Source organism: Streptomyces sp. NPDC051452, from assembly GCF_044454765.1.
GTDB lineage: Bacteria > Actinomycetota > Actinomycetes > Streptomycetales > Streptomycetaceae > Streptomyces.
Genome location: NZ_JBITEB010000009.1, coordinates 150,915 through 167,128 on the forward strand (window position 1 = coordinate 150,915; position 16,214 = coordinate 167,128).

General features: G+C 71.5%; 14 protein-coding genes. 10 read left to right on the plus strand and 4 right to left on the minus strand.

Going from position 1 to position 16,214, the window contains the following annotated elements:
• Positions 1–338: 338 nt before the first annotated feature.
• On the minus strand, positions 339–866 hold the full coding sequence (locus tag ACIBA9_RS21925) for a DUF6584 family protein (RefSeq protein WP_399365308.1): 528 nt from the start codon (positions 864–866) through the stop codon (positions 339–341).
• A 207-nt stretch (positions 867–1,073) separates the two neighbouring features.
• Between ACIBA9_RS21925 and ACIBA9_RS21930 the strand changes: the two genes are divergently transcribed.
• From ACIBA9_RS21930 to ACIBA9_RS21940, 3 genes are all read left to right on the plus strand, one after another.
• Positions 1,074–1,277, plus strand: a complete 204-nt coding sequence (locus tag ACIBA9_RS21930; RefSeq protein WP_393903426.1) for a hypothetical protein — start codon at positions 1,074–1,076, stop codon at positions 1,275–1,277.
• Positions 1,278–1,789: 512 nt separating this feature from the next.
• The gene (locus ACIBA9_RS21935; protein WP_399365310.1) at positions 1,790–2,740 is read left to right on the plus strand and encodes an ester cyclase; all 951 of its coding nucleotides are present in this window, start codon (positions 1,790–1,792) and stop codon (positions 2,738–2,740) included.
• A gap of 105 nt (positions 2,741–2,845) precedes the next feature.
• On the plus strand, positions 2,846–3,844 hold the full coding sequence (locus ACIBA9_RS21940) for an ester cyclase (RefSeq protein WP_399365312.1): 999 nt from the start codon (positions 2,846–2,848) through the stop codon (positions 3,842–3,844).
• 181 nt (positions 3,845–4,025) lie between these two features.
• Here the strand turns inward: ACIBA9_RS21940 and ACIBA9_RS21945 are convergent, their stop codons facing one another.
• Positions 4,026–4,658, minus strand: coding sequence for a type III effector protein (locus ACIBA9_RS21945; RefSeq protein WP_399365314.1), 633 nt, complete (start codon positions 4,656–4,658; stop codon positions 4,026–4,028).
• Positions 4,659–4,787: 129 nt separating this feature from the next.
• On the opposite strand from ACIBA9_RS21945, the gene ACIBA9_RS21950 reads away from it, so the two are divergent.
• Positions 4,788–5,219 carry an Hsp20/alpha crystallin family protein gene (locus ACIBA9_RS21950; RefSeq protein WP_399365316.1) on the plus strand — a complete coding sequence of 144 codons (432 nt, stop codon included), beginning with the start codon at positions 4,788–4,790 and terminating at the stop codon, positions 5,217–5,219.
• Positions 5,220–5,586: 367 nt separating this feature from the next.
• On the plus strand, positions 5,587–6,021 hold the full coding sequence (locus ACIBA9_RS21955; RefSeq protein ID WP_393902900.1) for a DUF2267 domain-containing protein: 435 nt from the start codon (positions 5,587–5,589) through the stop codon (positions 6,019–6,021).
• A 164-nt stretch (positions 6,022–6,185) separates the two neighbouring features.
• On the opposite strand, the gene ACIBA9_RS21960 is transcribed toward ACIBA9_RS21955, so the two are convergent.
• Positions 6,186–6,893: a sirohydrochlorin chelatase gene (locus ACIBA9_RS21960; protein ID WP_399365319.1), complete on the minus strand. Its 708-nt coding sequence runs from the start codon at positions 6,891–6,893 to the stop codon at positions 6,186–6,188.
• Positions 6,894–6,949: 56 nt separating this feature from the next.
• Positions 6,950–8,089, minus strand: coding sequence for a uroporphyrinogen-III synthase (locus ACIBA9_RS21965; RefSeq protein ID WP_399365321.1), 1,140 nt, complete (start codon positions 8,087–8,089; stop codon positions 6,950–6,952).
• 191 nt (positions 8,090–8,280) lie between these two features.
• Here ACIBA9_RS21965 and ACIBA9_RS21970 point away from each other — a divergent pair, with 191 nt between their 5' ends.
• The 5 genes from ACIBA9_RS21970 to ACIBA9_RS21990 all read left to right on the plus strand — a co-directional run bounded on the left by ACIBA9_RS21970 (position 8,281) and on the right by ACIBA9_RS21990 (position 16,123).
• Complete coding sequence (locus ACIBA9_RS21970; protein ID WP_399365323.1) at positions 8,281–10,395, plus strand: molybdopterin oxidoreductase family protein; 2,115 nt, start codon at positions 8,281–8,283, stop codon at positions 10,393–10,395.
• Positions 10,392–11,633: an NAD(P)/FAD-dependent oxidoreductase gene (locus ACIBA9_RS21975; RefSeq protein ID WP_399365325.1), complete on the plus strand. Its 1,242-nt coding sequence runs from the start codon at positions 10,392–10,394 to the stop codon at positions 11,631–11,633. Before ACIBA9_RS21970 ends, ACIBA9_RS21975 begins: the two co-directional genes overlap by 4 nt.
• Positions 11,630–14,236 carry a nitrite reductase large subunit NirB gene (gene nirB, locus ACIBA9_RS21980; RefSeq protein WP_399365327.1) on the plus strand — a complete coding sequence of 869 codons (2,607 nt, stop codon included), beginning with the start codon at positions 11,630–11,632 and terminating at the stop codon, positions 14,234–14,236. The genes ACIBA9_RS21975 and nirB overlap by 4 nt, the downstream gene beginning before the upstream one ends.
• Positions 14,233–14,625 (plus strand): nitrite reductase (NAD(P)H) small subunit, encoded by a 393-nt coding sequence (locus ACIBA9_RS21985; RefSeq protein WP_399365329.1) that lies wholly within the window; start codon positions 14,233–14,235, stop codon positions 14,623–14,625. The genes nirB and ACIBA9_RS21985 overlap by 4 nt, the downstream gene beginning before the upstream one ends.
• Positions 14,626–14,722: 97 nt before the next feature.
• Positions 14,723–16,123, plus strand: a complete 1,401-nt coding sequence (locus ACIBA9_RS21990) for a nitrate/nitrite transporter (RefSeq protein ID WP_399365331.1) — start codon at positions 14,723–14,725, stop codon at positions 16,121–16,123.
• Positions 16,124–16,214 lie beyond the last annotated feature (91 nt).

A 16,214-nucleotide genomic window follows, 5' to 3' on the forward strand; every position in this document is an offset into this window, starting at 1 on the left:
GGCTGTGCTCCGTACTGCTTTGATCCTCTCCGGTACGGCCTGGGGTGCGAGTCGGAGGGCACAGACGGCTGCGAGGGCGGCAACTAGCGCGACTCGGCTCCTGATCGAAACGACCAGCGGCTACCTGCTCGCCGACGTCATCGATCAACGGCTGCTCCACCCGGGCCGCCCGATCCAGGCACTGTGCCACGCGGAGCCGTATTCCCCGGCCGCATCCGTACGCGCCTCGCGCTCCCACCCCCGCAAGCGGCCAGGAGGCCGTGATCAGCAGAGCCCGGTCCTTCAGTGGGAGGCTTCACGGCCGGCCCTTGCGGACCGCGACGAGCACGTGACCCGAGTCAGTCGAAGAGGGCAATGAGTCCATTCACCCAGATCGCGACGAACGCAAGAGCCGCCACCAGACAGCCGACGCCCGCCAGCACACTGCCGACCGTCCAAGGCTCGGAAGGCGCCTCGTACCCCTCTTCCAGGCCGTCCCGGTAGGAGGCGGGGTCGTCCCAGTCGACGGGGTGGCCCAGCTCCTCGGCGCAGGCGGTCCGCAGAGCGACCAACTGCCCTTCTGCGAAGGCGGTGGCGGCCTTCGCCTCGGTGCCGTGCCAGGCGAGGGCCTTCATCCGCCACCCGGGAGACCCGTACCGCGCCTCGAAGGCGGCGGTCTCGTCGGCGTTCCGGTCCTCTTCGAGGTACATCCAGCGTCCGGCCTCGGCGGCGTCGCCGTAGAGCCGGTACACCTCGGCCAGACGGCGGCGGAGCGTCAAATCGTGCGGGAACGACGATATGAGACCACGCAAGCGCTGGCGCGCGACGGGAACCCGGCCGGCGGCCAGGTCCGCGTCGACTCGGGTAAGGGTCTCTCTCAGGGGCATGAACGCATGATCACGTACCTGACTGACTACGTCGACCTGGTTTTGCAGCTGAGCACTTGCTCGACCTCGAAGGCATCGGCTGGACATCCTGAGACGGGGCCCTGCCAGTTACGGGACGCCCCCTTTAACACCGAGCAGTACGCTCGCCGACGCGGTCGTCGCCGCCTACTCTGAACAGGACGCGTGGGAAGCTTTGCAGGGGGAGACATGGCGAAGGTCACCATCAGCCTGGACAGCGATCTGGCCATCGAGGTCATGCTGCTGGCCGGGACCAGAAGTCCGCAGGACGCTGTCGAGTTGATCGTTCGGGACTACCTGGCGCGAGGTCACCGTACCGAAGCCCGTACTGGTGACGCCGCCGACCAGGATCGCTTCGCCGACCGGCGATCAGCGCCGGAAGAGGGCCGATGAGAGCTTCGGTGTGAGCCCCAAGTAGCGCCTGGCAGAAGCAAGTTCATCCTTCGGTGGCGGCAAGCCGCAGACTGGCAAGACGGGGACCGCCCACCAGCCGTCTTCGCCGTGCCCCCCTACATCGCCGACGTTGTCCCCGTCGGACCACACCAGTTGAGTGCTGACCGGAACGCGATTCCCGTCGGACGAGACCAGCGGGGTCACCGCGCGCCGCTACCGCACCGGCCTGGTGCCGTCCCGAGGCGCGTCTGCCGCAGTCACCCCTCCCGTTGCACACGAACTCGCTCTGTCGCCGCCCTCCAGTCCCTCGGTTCGATCGCCAGCGCGCATCCGACCGCGACGAGACCACCCCGCGCCGGGACCCGCCGCGCACGTCGGCCCCGGACGACCGGTCCCGCGGGGTAAGGAGCAAGTTACGGACAGACCGGTTGCTGCCACCGCGGTCCCGTGGTTTCCGCCGGGGGAAGCGGTGAGGCTGAGAGCCGCCTCCGTGTCCAGCCCGAGGAGAGAGCATGCCTTATGTGTCCGCGCACGCGGGACCCCGCATCACGCGTGGAGTAGCAGAAGCCAAACGCGTGCTGCGCCGGTACTTCGAAGAGGCTTGGGGGCAGGGCGACACCTCCGTGCTGGACGAGCTGATCGCCCCCGTGGTGACCGTGCACAGCCAGTACGAGCATGTGAAGGTACTTCCACCGCCCGGCCCCCAGGCCTGCCGCGACGAGGTCCTGCTCTACCGCGCGGCCTTCCCCGATCTCCAGGTCGAGGTCGTGGAGCAAGTAGCCGAGCGCGACCTGGTGATGACCCGTTGGGAGCTGCACGGCACACATCTGGGCGAGCTGCTCGGCATCGCGGCGACGGGCCGACCGGTGCGACTGACGAGCCACTACTTCGCCCGCCTCGACCAGGAAGTCCGGATCGCGGAGACCCGTAACAGCTGGGACGCCCTCGGTCTGCACCAGCAGCTGTGGCTGTCCGACCCGCACACCTTGCCGTACGCCGTCTCCACGCGGGACGGGGCGTGGCCCGCCCGCCCCGCTGATACCGCCGAAGTCCCCGCCGCACGCCTGCTGGAAGAGCTGTTCACCGACGTGTACGGCGGTCGGGCCCCGGAGCGCGCCGCCGACCTCGTCCACCCCGGCTACCGGTCGTCCGAGAACCTCGCCGCTCCCGCGTCCGGCGGCCCGGACCTCCTCACCGGCCGGCTGGTGGCACTGCGGCAGACGGTGCCCGACGCGCGGTGCCGGCTGGACGTGGTGATCGGCGAGGGCGGGACGAGGGCCGCCTGCTGCTGGACGCTGACGGGCACGGCGGCGAGCGGACGGACCTTCTCGGTGATGGGCAGCACCCTCGCCGAGGTCCGGGAGGGCCGACTGGCACGAACATGGCATTGCTACGACGCCCTGCCCTTCCTGCACGCCACCGGCACCCATCCGACCGGGGCTACGCTCCGCCTCTTGGGCTGAGCGGCCGGTTCCGGACTTAGGCGACACCCCCCATCGACGGTCCCGCCACGATCGACGGTCCCGCCACGCCCGACGGCGACGCGCCCCGAGCCAAGGAGTTCCCGCGTGAATCCCACCCGTACCATCCCCGCCGCCACCCACCAGGAAGTCATACGCAGGTTGTTCGAGGAATGTTGGAGCAAGGGGGACATCGGTCAGCTCCCCGAGCTGTTCGCCCCACGTGTCGCACTCCTCGGCGAACACATGCACATGGAGGGCCAGTCGCCGTACGGCCCCGACACTGCCCGCGAGGAGATCGAGCCGTATCGGAAGGCCTTCCCGGACCTGACCCTGCCCGTGGTCTCCTGTGTCGCCCAGGGCGAGTGGGTGATGTCCGCGTGGGAGGGCGGCGGCACCCACCAGGGCGAGCTGATGGGGCTGGCACCCACCGGGCGCCGGCTGTGGATGGCGGGGATCTACCTGGCCCGTGTCGTCGACGGCCGCATCACGGCGGCCCGGCAGACCGTCGACACCCTCGCCTACCACCGCACGCTGGGCGCCCTGCCGGAGGAGGAGCCGGGCGCGGGGACCCACGCCTACGCCTTCGTGACCGGGGACGACCGGCTCGACATGAGCCCCGGCCATGGCCTCGACATGAGCCCCGGCCACGGCGGGGACGCGGCCGCCGAGCAGGGGGCCGGTCTGGTGCGCCGTCTCGTGGAGGAGGTGTGGTCCGGTGGCGCCTGCCACCTCCTGCCCGGTCTCCTCCACCCAGCCCGCCGCGTGGAGGAGAACCTGTCCCTCCCGGCTCCCGGCGGCGCGGAGGCGGCGGCCGCGCGGCACGCCACGCTGCTGACCGCGGCCCCGGACCTCGGTGTACGCCTCGACCACCTGGTCGCCGACGGGGACCTGGTCGGCTACGGCTGGACAGCGTCCGGAACGCAGACCGGTCCGCTGGGATCACTCGCGCCGACCGGACGCCGCTTCACCTTCATGGGCACGAGCATCAGCCGGATCACGGACGGGCGCATCGGCGACACCATCCACCGCTACGACACGATGGCCCTCCTGGAACAGATCGGCCGACTGCCGCCCGCCCGGGGCACGCTGGAGATCTTCGGCTGACCCGGCCGCCCGACACGCCCGAGCCTGGATTTCCGGTCACGGATCGAGCGCCCACGCTCCAACGGACGCCGACCGCCGATCGCCGATCGCCGACGCGGGCCGGGTCAGGCCCACGGTGGCCCTGCGCTTTCGCCAGGACGGCGACGTCGCACGGCTCCTGGAGAGCCGTCGAGTGGGCGGGTCAAGGGGGCGTGAGGGTGTCGAGTTGGGCGGCGAGGTCGGGGTGGGTGTTGGTCAGGTGCGGACGGGCGGCGGTGAGTGGGTGGAGGAGTGCGGCCGGGTCGTCGTGGGCGAGGGCCGTGTGGAGTTGGCTGAGCGGGGCGCGGGCGGCGCTGGGGAGGTCGGTGAGCGCGGTGATCTGGCCGGCGATGCGGCGCAGGTCGGCCGCGTGGTCGCGGGCCCAGGCGGTGGTGGTGCGTTCGGCGGCGCGTCGTTCGCGGGTGGCTTGGACGCGTTGTTCACCGGTGGTTCCGGAGGGGCCGGGGCGGTTGCGCAGGTAGCGGCGTTCGGCGGCCTGGCGGCTGGAGACACCGAGGGGGTGGGCGAGGTCGGCCCAGCTGGCGCCGGCGTCCCGGGCGGTTTCGATCAGGTCGGTTTCCCAGCCGGCGAGCTGTTCGCGCACCTGTCGAAGCAGCAGGAGGGAGGCCAGGGCCTGCTCGGGGTCGGCGTCCTGACCGGAAGCGGTGCCGCCGGTCTTATCCCGGGCGGCGGTCAGGGCGTCGTTGATGAGCTCCAGGGCCGCCGCAGCGGCGAGGAACGAGGCGGGACCCCGTGCTCCGGCGCTTGCGGAAGCCGGCTGGTCGGGTGCTGTCATCGGGCGCCCCCTTGGGTTGTGTCATCCATTCGACGACATCGTGTTTGTCATCCAATGGATGACATGCTACAACGGATTCCGTGAGGCGCATTGGCAGCTACTGCCTGAACCTTCTGGAGGTGTTTCCCGATGTTGATGCGCACTGACCCCTTCCGTGAGCTCGACCGGCTGGCGCAGCAGCTGGTGGGACCGGCCACCTGGTCCCGGCCGTCCGCGATGGCGATGGACGCCTACCGCGAGGGCGACGAGTACGTGGTGGTCTTCGACCTCCCCGGCGTCAGCCCGGACGCGATCGACGTCGACGTGGAGCGGAACATGCTGACCGTCAGGGCCGAGCGCAGGCCCGTGGCGAAGAGCGACGACGTTCAGATGGAACTGTCGGAGCGGCCGCTGGGCGCCTTCTCCCGTCAGCTCGTGCTGGCCGACACCCTGGACACCGAGCGCATCGAGGCCCACTACGACGCCGGGGTGCTCACCCTGCGCATCCCGATCGCCGAGCGCGCAAAGCGCCGCAAGATCGCCGTCGGCGGGGAGTCCTCCCCCAAGGAGATCTCCAGCTGACCCTCGTCGGCTCCGGCCTTTCGGGGGCGGAGGACGGACGGTGGCCCACTCGTCCGTCCTCCGCCCACTGACCGCCGCCCACTGAAGGCCGCTCGCACCGTGAACGCCGTACCGGTTCGAGCGGTCGGGGCCGAGTGGCCGTGAACCGGACCGCTGGGAAGCCCACGCTGTCCTCCACACGGCCACCGACGCCACCAGAGCCGACCGCTCCGGCAGTTCCTGCCGCCATTGCCGCCGCAGTTCCCAGGTGGCCAAGACGCTCTCTTCGGTCGGCCCCGCATACCTGATCATCCACACATCCGGTGTCCGCACCTCCGGCCGGGCACCGGCACCACCAATCCGGCACAGAAAGGCAATCACCACCGTGATGTCCGATCGGGGTGCATCGCTCCCGCAGCTGCCCGTGATGACGTACGAGCGGCTGCTGGAGAAGGTCCGATACGAAGCCGCCTACCCCACCCGGGAACGGGCCGAGGAAGCCGTCCGTCTGGTCCTGTCCGGTCTCGGAGGCCAGCTGACGGGCGATGAACGCCGCGAACTGGCTGCCCGCCTTCCCCGCGAAGCCGCGCGCGTCCTCACCGCACAGCACCCCGCCGCGTCTTCCCTCACCGGTTGGGCGTTCGTCAAAGACCTTGCCGCCCGCAGCAACGCCCCCCTGGCGACCACCCGCTGGGACACCGGCTGCGTCCTCGCCACCGTCGCCGACGTGGCCGGCCCCGACCTGCTGACACGCATCCTGCGCCGCCTCCCCTCCGGCTACGCGCTTCTGTTCGGCCGAGCCGAACTCATCCAAGCCGCCTGAATCCGAGGGGTCGAGCCGGGAAGGCGGGGGTGGACTGGACACGCTCCCACGTGATCGGCGAGGCCATGGGCATCCAGTCGCCCCCCCCCGCGCCTGGGTCCTCCTCCCCGCGCCGGATCCAACCCGGACCCCACCCGGACCCCACCCGGACCGAACCCCGCTCGCTACCGGGGTGAACAGGAAGGCGGTGACGTGGCAGACGGCACGCCCCCGAGCGCCTCGTCGTAGCGGAGCGCGACGAGGCGGGCGAGTGATGCGTGCGTGCCGAGCGGCGCGGAGGTGAGGCAGCCGCCGGCGTGGGCGGCGCGGCGTGCGAAGAAGCCGGGACCCATCAGGTACGGGGCGACCGCGATACGGGAGTGCCCCTCGGCTCGCAGGGCGGCCACGGCCTCGGCGGGGGAGGGGCCGGCCGCGCAGAGATAGGCGGGTAGGACGTCGTGGCGGCTCGCGAGCCGCACGCGCAGCAGTGAGGCCATGGCGGCGGCGTCGGCGTTGGCGTCGGGGTCGGTGGAACCGGCCGAGGCGAGTACGACCGGCCCGTCGTCGGTGCCCCATCCGGCCTCGGCCAGACGGTCGTTGAGGGCGTCGGCCAGCAACGGGTGGGGGCCGAGTGCGCCGGCCACCCGGGCGCGCAGGTGCAGTGCCGAGGCGAGGGCCTCGGGGATGTCGACGCGGACGTGGTAGCCGGCACCGAGCAGCAGTGGTACGAGGATCACCTCACCGCGCAGTCGGGCGAGGGCCTCGGTCAGGGAGGGGGCGAGCAGGTCGAGGAAGCAGCGTTCCACACGCAGGTCGGGCCGGAGTGCGCGTACGCGGTCGACCAGCGCCTCGACGACCGCGACGCCCTCGGGGTCCCGGGTGCCGTGGGCCACGGCGAGAAGGGTCGGCCGGAACGGGCGGCCGGGGTGCGTCGAAGGGGCGGCCACGGTCATCCCGCCGCCAGGCGGTAGCCGCGTTTGGGCACGGTCCTGACCAGGTCGCCGTGCGGGCCGAGTGCGGCGCGCAGTCGCGCGATGGCGGCTTCCACGGCGTGCTCGTCCGCGTCGGACTCCGCCCAGGCGCGGCGCAAGAGTTCGGCGCGGCTCAGCACCCAGCCCGGCCGCTCCGCCAGCGCGCGCAGCAACGTCGCGCCTTTGGGCGAGAGCCAGTAGTGCTCGTTGTCGATCAGGAGCGCACTTCCTTGAAGCACCAACGCGCGCCCGGCGACGTCCAGTTCCCGGCGGCCGCGGGTGGGCAGCGTCTCGGTGAGGGTCCGGACAAGGGCGCCGAGCCGTCCGCGTTCCGGCCAGATCACGGGCAGCCCGGCGTCCAGCAGGGGCCGTGCGCACACCGGGCCCACGCAGACCGGCAGGACATCATGGGACATGGCCTCCAGGACCCGCTCGTGCAGGCCGTCGGCGGTCGCCGTCTGCAGGAAGGCGGTGATCGCGGGCGCGCTGGTGAAGGCCAGGGCGTGCACCTCACGGCGGACGGTCGACTCGACCAGACGCCGGACCGGGCCCGGGTCCTCCGGCGGAGCCCAGCGGTAGACCGGGACCGTGACGACCTCGGCTCCCCGCTCCCGGAGGGCCGCGCTGAAGGTGGTCAGCGGCAGGCCGTGTTCCTGCACCGCGATACGGCGGCCGGACAGCGGTCGTGCCAGCAGCCAGGTCAGGAGCTCGTCCGTCGCCTCGCTCGCGGGGGAGTAGGTCTCGTCCAGCCCGCTGGCGCGGACGGCGCCGGTCGCCTTGGGCCCCCGTGTCAGGACGACCGCGTCCCTGCAGACGGCCGACAGTTCGGCGCCCCGTCCCCAGCCGTCGGCCGCGCTCATCCAGCCGCGCCAGCCGACGCCGGTGGTCGCCACGACGTAGTCCAGCGGCGCGGTGAGGCACAACTCGGTGGCCCGGCGCAGTGCGATGTCGTCCTCCAGCGGAAGGATGCGCAGGGCCGGAGCCTCGACCACGCGTGCGCCGCGCCGAGTGAGCAGCGCGACCAGCTCGTCACGCCGGCGCGCGGCGGTCACGCCGACGGTGAACCCGGTCAGCGGACCCGCCGGCTCGGCCGGGGTGGGATTGACGTTGGTGCCCATGGACGCAGACTCCGGGCACGCGGTTTCCGTCAGGTTGCCTGCCCGTCACACGCCGGTTAGGTAAATGCTTCGCGATGTTACGGAACATGTCCTGCGGCGCACCCCGTCCCGCCCGCGCTGTGAGCGACGTGTACCGCGGGCGCAACACGGCCGACCAGCCGGTGTAACGCGCTGTGGTCACTGTCTACGACATGACGACCACCACCGACACCCACTGTCCGTACTGCTCCCTGCAGTGCGGCATGCGCCTCGCGACGGCCGAGAGCACCGGGACGACGGTCGTCGAGCGGCCGGAGTTCCCGGTCAACCGGGGCGCGTTGTGCGGGAAGGGACAGTCCGCCGCCGCTCTGCTCGACAGCACGAGCCGACTGAGGACGCCGCTGGTACGTGAGCGGGGCGTGTTGCGGGCCGCGAGCTGGGACGATGCGCTGGACCGGGTCGCGCGGGGCCTTTCGGCGATCCGGTCCGAGCATGGTGCCGACGCCGTCGGAGTCTTCGGCGGTGGCGGGCTCACCAACGAGAAGGCCTACCAGTTGGGCAAGTTCGCCCGGGTCGCGCTCGGCACCGCCAACATCGACTACAACGGGCGCTTCTGCATGTCGTCGGCCGCGGCGGCGAACCGCATCGCGTTCGGCCTGGACCGCGGTCTACCGTTCCCGCTGGAGGACATTCCGCGCACCGAGTGCCTGATCCTGGTCGGTGGCAACCCGGCGGAGACGATGCCGCCGGCCCTACGGTACTTCCGCGAACTACGGGAAAACGGCGGCACGTTGATCGTCGTCGATCCGCGCCGCACCAGGACCGCCGAGCAGGCCGACATCCACCTGCAACCGCTGCCCGGCAGCGATCTGGCGCTCGCGCTCGGATTGCTGCACCTTCTGATCGCCGAGGGGCTGGTCGACCAGGAGTTCGTCGACGCCCGCACCGTCGGGTTCGGACCGGCACGTGCCGCCGCGATGGCCCACTGGCCGGAGCGCGTCGAGCGGCTCACCGGCATCGCCGTCAGCCAACTCCGCGCGGTGGCACGCCTCTTCGGCGAGGCGGGAAGCGGCATGGTGCTGACCGCGCGAGGGCCGGAGCAGCAGAGCAAGGGCACCGACACCGTGGGCGCGTGGATCAACGTCTGCCTCGCGTCGGGCAAGGCGGGCCGGCCGTACTCCGGCTACGGCTGTCTCACGGGCCAGGGCAACGGGCAGGGCGGGCGGGAGCACGGCCAGAAGGCGGACCAGCTTCCCGGCTACCGCTCGATCGAGGACCCGTCCGCCCGCGAGCATGTCGCCCGCGTCTGGGGAGTCGACCCGGCCACCCTGCCGCGAACCGGCCGCTCCGCCTACGAACTTCTGGACAGCCTCGGCGCTCCGGGACCCGGTGGTCTTCGCGGACTGCTGCTCATGGGCTCGAACCCCGTGGTGTCCGCCCCGCACGCGGCCCATGTGACCGACCGGCTGCGTTCGCTGGACCTGCTGGTCGTCAGCGACCTCGTCCTCTCCGAGACGGCACAGCTCGCCGACGTCGTTCTGCCCAGTGCCCAGTGGGCGGAGGAGACCGGCACGATGACCAACCTGGAGGGGCGGGTGATCCTGCGGCAGCGCGCGGTCGACGCACCCGAGGGGGTGCGCGGCGACCTCTGGCTGATGCGTGAACTCGCCCAACGCCTCGGGGTCGAGCAGGGATTCGACGACGACCCGGAGACGGTCTTCGAGGAGCTGCGACGCGCCTCGGCCGGCGGCCACGCGGACTACTCGGGCATCAGCTACGACCGGATCCGCGCCGAGGACGGGGTCTTCTGGCCATGTCCGGCCGAGGACCACCCCGGTACGCCGCGGCTCTTCCTCGACTCCTTCGCGACGCCGGACGGCCGCGCCCGGTTCGCCCCGGCCACCCACCGTCCTGCGGCCGAGGAGCCCGACGCCGCCTACCCGCTGTACCTCACCACCGGCCGGGTGCTCTCGCAGTACCAGAGCGGGGCCCAGACCCGGCGCGTCACAGCCCTGAACGCCTCCGCGCCCGGACCGTTCGTGGAGCTGCATCCCCTGCTCGCTCGGCAACTAGGCATTGGAGAAGGAGAGTTGCTCGTAGTCACCTCCCGGCGCGGCCGGGCGGTCGCGCCGGCCCGGATCACCGACACGATCCGGCCGGACACCCTTTTCATGCCGTTCCACTGGCCCGGCGCGGGACGGGCCAACACCCTCACCAATCCCGCGCTGGACCCGACCTCGAAGATGCCCGAGTTCAAGCTCTGCGCGGTGCGTGTCGAAGCGGCACGGGCCGCGGCACCGACTCCGGCCGGGGAGCAGCGCGTATGAGCGGCGGCACGCACATCGCGGTGGTCGGAGCCGGCATGGCCGCGGCACGCTTCGCGGAACGCTACGACGCTCTCGGCGGCACGGCCCGGCTCACCCTCTACGGAGCGGAGGTGCGCGCTCCCTACAACCGGGTCCTCCTGGCGGACGTGTTGACCGGACGCTACGCGCCGGAGGCCGTGACGCTGCCGACCGGCGCGGCCGAACTGCGCACGGGCAGCGAGGCCGTGGCCCTGGACCTGGCCGCACGCACGCTGACGACGGCCGGCGGGCACAGCGAACGCTGGGACGAACTCGTCCTCGCGACCGGAGCCAACCCGGTGCTCCCCCCGATCCGTGGCCTGCGCCGCCCCGACGGCACCGGGCTGCGCGACGGCGTCCACTGTCTGCGCACCCTCGCCGACTGCGCCCGGCTGGCCGAGGACGTGGGCAGGGCCCGCCGCGCCGTCGTCATCGGGGGCGGAGTGCTCGGCGTCAGTGTCGCCAGGGCACTGGGTGCTCTCGGACTCGACGTCGAGATCGTCCACCAGGGACCGCACCTGATCGAGCGTCAGCTCGACGCCGAGGCGGCCGCCGCACTTCGTACCGGACTCGGGCGACTGGGCGTGGAGGTCTACCCGAACAACCGCGCCCGTGCGGTGGTGGACCGGAGCGGCACAGGGGAGAGCGCCGTCGAGCTGGCCAACGGATACCGTCTGGGCACCGATCTGGTCGTGCTCGCCTGCGGCGTCCGCCCGCGCACCGGCCTCGCCCACGCCGCCGGGCTGGCCGTCGACACCGGCGTCGTCGTCGACGACACCCTGGGCACGTCCGCGCCGCGTGTGCACGCCATCGGCGACTGCACCCAGCACCGCGGCACGGTGCACGGACTGTCCGGCCCGGCCTGGGAACAGGCCGACGTTCTCGCGGCTCGCCTCTCGGGCGCGGACCCGGCAGCCCTCTACCACGGCTCGCGCCCACTGGCCCGGCTCAGCGCGGGACCTCTGGAGTACGCGGCCTACGGCGAAGCCCACCTCGACGCCGAAGACCTGGCCGCCGACTCCGCACTGAGCGTACTGCGGCTGACGGACGCGACGCGCGGCAGCTATAAGAAGCTCGTACTGCGCGGCGAGCGCCTGGTCGGCGCGATCCTGCTCGGCGACCTGGCCACCGTGGGTGAACTCACCCGCGTCTTCGAGCGTGACGCGCCGATTCCCGATCGACCTCTGCACCTGCTCACCTCATACGGAGCCTCGCCATGACCCATCACCGGACGTCCGGCCCGCCTTCCAGCCCGCTCAAGGATCTCGTGCTCGTCGGCCACGGCATGGTCGGTCAGCGCTTCCTGGAGGTGCTGACCGAGCAGCCCGGAGCGGCAGACCTGCGGATCACCGTACTCGCCGAGGAGCCGCGCCCCGCCTACGACCGAGTCCACCTGACTTCGTGGTTCTCCGGCGCCGACGCCGACGGGCTGTCACTGACCCCACCGGGCTTCCTGACCGACCACGGCATCGACCTGCGCCTGGCCGAACCGGCCGCCGCGATCGACCGCGCCGCGCGGACCGTCACCACCGCCTCCGGCCAGGTACTGCACTACGACGCTCTCGTGCTGGCCACAGGGTCCTACCCCTTCGTGCCACCCGTACCGGGCCATGACGCCGAGGGCTGCCACGTCTACCGGACCATCGAGGACCTCGAGGGCATCCGCGCCGACGCCGAGCAGGCCAGGACAGGCGTGGTCGTCGGCGGTGGCCTGCTCGGCCTGGAGGCGGCGGGCGCGCTCACCGCGCTGGGCCTGGAGACCCACGTCGTCGAGTTCGCGCCCCGCCTCATGGCCCTCCAGGTCGACGAAGGGGGCGGGCAGCTGCTGCGACGCAAGATCGAGGACCTGGGAGTCACCGTCCACACGGGAGCGGGCACCCAGGCCATCGTCACCGGCTCGAACGGCCGGGTGCGCGGCATGGAACTCTCCGACGGCCGCGAACTCCAGGCGGACCTCGTCGTCTTCTCGGCCGGCGTGCGACCGCGCGACCAGCTGGCCAGGGAGAGCGGTCTGCCCGTCGGAGAGCGCGGCGGCATCGTCGTCGACGAGCGGTGCCGCACCGCCGACCCGCACGTCTACGCCATCGGGGAGTGCGCGCTGGCCGCGGACGGCAGGGTCTACGGCCTGGTCGCCCCCGGTTACGCCATGGCCGAGACCGCGGCCCGGTCGGTGGCCGGCGAACACCGCGCCGAGGACGCGTTCACCGGCGCGGACACCTCGACCAAGCTCAAGCTCCTCGGCGTCGACGTCGCCAGCTTCGGCGACGCGCACGGCGCGACGGAGGGGGCACTCGACGTCCTGTACAGCGACAGCCGCAACGGCGTCTACAAGAAGCTCGTCATCGGCCGCGAAGGCCAGCTGCTCGGCGGCGTCCTGGTCGGCGACACCGACTCCTACGGACTGCTGCGGCCCCTGGCGATCGCCGGCGAGCCGCTGCGGACAGCCCCCGAACAGCTGGTGCTGCCCGCCGGGCTCGGCCCCGCAGGACCGGTCGCCCTCCCGGACGACGCCGTCGTCTGCTCCTGTCACAACGTGAGCAACCAACAGGTCCGCGCCGCCGTCCACGACAAGGGATGCGCCACCGTCCCCGACGTCAAGAAGTGCACCAAGGCGGGCACCGGCTGCGGCAGTTGTGTCAAACTCCTCGGCACCATCGTGACCGAGGAACTGCGGGCGAGCGGTGTCACCGTCGACAAGAGCCTGTGCGAGCACTTCGCGCACACCCGCACGGAGCTGTACGAGATCATCCGGGTCACCGGCATCACCTCCTTCTCCACCCTGCTCGACAAGCACGGCAACGGCGAAGGCTGCGACATCTGCAAGCCGGTCGTCGCCTCGATCCTGGCCGGCCCGGACGGCGGCCACATCCTCGACGGCGAGAAGGCCGCCCTCCAGGACACCAACGACCACTTCCTGGCCAACCTGCAACGCAACGGCTCCTATTCGGTGGTGCCGCGGATCCCCGGCGGCGAGATCACCCCGGACGGACTGATCACCATCGGCGAGATCGCCCGTGACTTCGGGCTCTACACGAAGATCACCGGCGGCCAGCGGATCGACCTGTTCGGCGCAAGCGTCGACCAACTCCCCATGATCTGGCGAAGGTTGGTGGACGCCGGGTTCGAGTCCGGGCACGCCTACGGCAAGTCCCTGCGCACGGTGAAGTCCTGCGTGGGCGAGACCTGGTGCCGGTACGGCGTACAGGACTCGGTCCGCCTCGCGATCGAGCTGGAACTGCGCTACCGCGGACTGCGCTCACCGCACAAGCTCAAGTCCGCCGTCTCCGGATGCGCACGTGAGTGCGCGGAGGCGCAGGGCAAGGACTTCGGCATCATCGCCACCTCCACCGGCTGGAACCTCTACATCGGCGGCAACGGCGGGATGACACCCCGCCACGCCGACCTCCTGGCCGCCGACCTGGACCGCGACACACTGATCCGGAGCATCGACCGGTTCCTGATGTTCTACATCCGGACCGCCGACCGGCTGGAGCGGACCTCCGTCTGGCTCGACCGGATCGAGGGCGGACTTGACCACGTACGAGCCGTCGTGATGGACGACTCCCTCGGACTGGGCGCCGAACTGGACACCCTGATGGAACGCCATGTCGACGGCTACCAGGACGAGTGGGCCGCCGTGCTGGCCGACCCCGAGCTACTGCGCCGTTTCGTGTCCTTCGTCAACGCCCCCGGCACGCCCGACCCCGCCGTGACCTTCGTACCGGAACGCGGCCAGATCCGCCCCGCCCGGCCCGACGAGCACGGGACGATCCTGTCCCCGGCCCTGGTGGCCGGCCCCCGCCTGGAGGTGCGTACCGCGTGAACGGGAACGTGGAGATCTTCGACGGCGCCACGTGGTCACGCGCCTGTGCCCCCGAGGACCTGATCCCCGGTCGAGGCGTGGCCGTGCTCAGTTCAAGCGGTGAGCAGGTGGCGGTCTTCCGCGACCGGTCCGGCGCACTGTACGCGGTCGACAACCGTGACCCCTTCAGCGGCGCGTACGTGATGTCGCGAGGCATCCTCGGCAGCCGGGGCTCGGCCCCGACGGTGGCGTCACCGATGTACAAACAGGTTTTCGACCTGCGCGACGGACGCTGCCTGGACGAGCCCACCGCCCCGGACGGCACCCCGGCACGGCTGCGGGTCTGGCCGGTGCGCGACAGCGCGGTCACGACCTCACAGCCGGCCGGCAGGGGCGTGCGCGAGCCGTAGCACGGTTGAGCGGTGGGGAGCCGATCCCCGAAACCCGCCGCCCATAACGTCATCGCACCACATGCCCCCACCTCACGGAACCAGCGGGTGACAGCTGATGAGCAGTGTCGTCGGAACCAAGAACACCCCCGAAGAAGCCGCAGAGCGGACCGGTGCCGCCGACAGCGCGGGCCATCCGCGCGGCATCACGGACTGGCGCCCGGAGGACGAGGCGTTCTGGGAGCGGACCGGCGCACGGGTCGCCCGCCGCAACCTGGTCTTCTCCGTCCTGTCCGAGCACATCGGCTTCTCGGTGTGGAGCCTTTGGTCGGTCCTGGTGCTGTTCCTCGGACCGCAGTACCACATCGACGCGGCAGGCAAGTTCACCCTCACCGCGGTACCCACGGCGCTCGGCGCCGTGCTGCGCCTGCCCTACACGTTCGCGGTGGCCCGGTTCGGCGGCCGCAACTGGACCGTGTTCAGCGCCCTGTTGCTGCTTGTCCCGACGGCGCTGGCAGGGATCGTCCTGCGGCCCGGCGTCTCCTACGGCGCCTTGCTGGCCGTGGCCTGCGTGGCCGGCGTAGGCGGCGGCAACTTCGCCTCCTCCATGGCGAACATCAACGCGTTCTATCCGCAGCGCCTCAAGGGCTGGGCACTCGGCGTCAACGCCGGTGGCGGCAACATCGGCGTTCCGGTGGTGCAGCTCGTCGGCCTCCTGGTCCTGGCCACGGCGGGCGCGGCACATCCGCGGCTCGTACCGCTGGTGTACCTGCCGCTGATCGTGCTGGCAGCCCTCGGCGCGGGCCTGAGGATGGACAACCTGACGTCGTTGAAGAGCGACAGGCGTGCCCTGCGTGAAGTGGCCAGGGAGCCGCACAGTTGGGTCATGTCGCTGCTGTACGTCGGCACATTCGGCTCCTTCATCGGCTTCGGCTTCGCCTTCGGGCAGGTCCTGCAAGTGCAGTTCCACGACCAGTTCGACACCCCCGTCAAGGCCGCGTACCTGACCTTCCTGGGGCCCCTGCTGGGCTCGCTGGTGCGACCGTTGGGCGGGAGGATGGCGGATCGCTGGACGGGCGCCGCCGTGACGCTGTGGACCTTCTTGGCGATGGCGGCGGGAACAGGTGTGGTCCTCGTGGCCTCCCGGCAGCATTCGCTGCCGCTCTTCCTCACCGGGTTCGTGGCCCTGTTCGTGCTGAGCGGGATCGGCAACGGCTCGACGTACAAGATGATCCCCGCGATCTTCCAGGCCAAGGCACAGATTGCGGTGGCGGCCGGAACGGACGCCCAGAGCGCGGAGCGGGACGCGCGGCGTCGGGCGTCGGCGCTGATCGGACTGGCGGGCGCCGTCGGCGCGTTCGGCGGGGTCCTGGTGAACATCGCCTTCCGGCAGGCGTTCCTCGCCGGTGCGAGCGGCGACGCCGCCTACTGGGCGTTCCTGGCCGCGTACGCGGTCTGCTCCGCCGTGACATGGACGGTCTACCTGAGGCCCCGGGTAGGGCGGATGCCCGCGGTCTGACACAGGTCGGGAAACCTCGACCCACCGGGACAGCGCGGGGCGACCTGCTTCACCTCCCACCCCGAGTCCCGTAACGCTACGTATCGGCGCC

Bases quoted from the DNA above. Each gene is read 5' to 3' on its own strand.
- ACIBA9_RS21955 (WP_393902900.1), top strand. From the start codon at position 5,587: ATGTCCGATCGGGGTGCATCGCTCCCGCAGCTGCCCGTGATGACGTAC.
- nirB (WP_399365327.1), top strand. From the start codon at position 11,630: ATGACCCATCACCGGACGTCCGGCCCGCCTTCCAGCCCGCTCAAGGAT.
- ACIBA9_RS21990 (WP_399365331.1), top strand. From the start codon at position 14,723: ATGAGCAGTGTCGTCGGAACCAAGAACACCCCCGAAGAAGCCGCAGAG.
- ACIBA9_RS21925 (WP_399365308.1), bottom strand. From the start codon at position 866: ATGCCCCTGAGAGAGACCCTTACCCGAGTCGACGCGGACCTGGCCGCC.
- ACIBA9_RS21930 (WP_393903426.1), top strand. From the start codon at position 1,074: ATGGCGAAGGTCACCATCAGCCTGGACAGCGATCTGGCCATCGAGGTC.
- ACIBA9_RS21950 (WP_399365316.1), top strand. From the start codon at position 4,788: ATGTTGATGCGCACTGACCCCTTCCGTGAGCTCGACCGGCTGGCGCAG.
- ACIBA9_RS21970 (WP_399365323.1), top strand. From the start codon at position 8,281: ATGACGACCACCACCGACACCCACTGTCCGTACTGCTCCCTGCAGTGC.
- ACIBA9_RS21965 (WP_399365321.1), bottom strand. From the start codon at position 8,089: ATGGGCACCAACGTCAATCCCACCCCGGCCGAGCCGGCGGGTCCGCTG.
- ACIBA9_RS21945 (WP_399365314.1), bottom strand. From the start codon at position 4,658: ATGACAGCACCCGACCAGCCGGCTTCCGCAAGCGCCGGAGCACGGGGT.
- ACIBA9_RS21975 (WP_399365325.1), top strand. From the start codon at position 10,392: ATGAGCGGCGGCACGCACATCGCGGTGGTCGGAGCCGGCATGGCCGCG.
- ACIBA9_RS21935 (WP_399365310.1), top strand. From the start codon at position 1,790: ATGCCTTATGTGTCCGCGCACGCGGGACCCCGCATCACGCGTGGAGTA.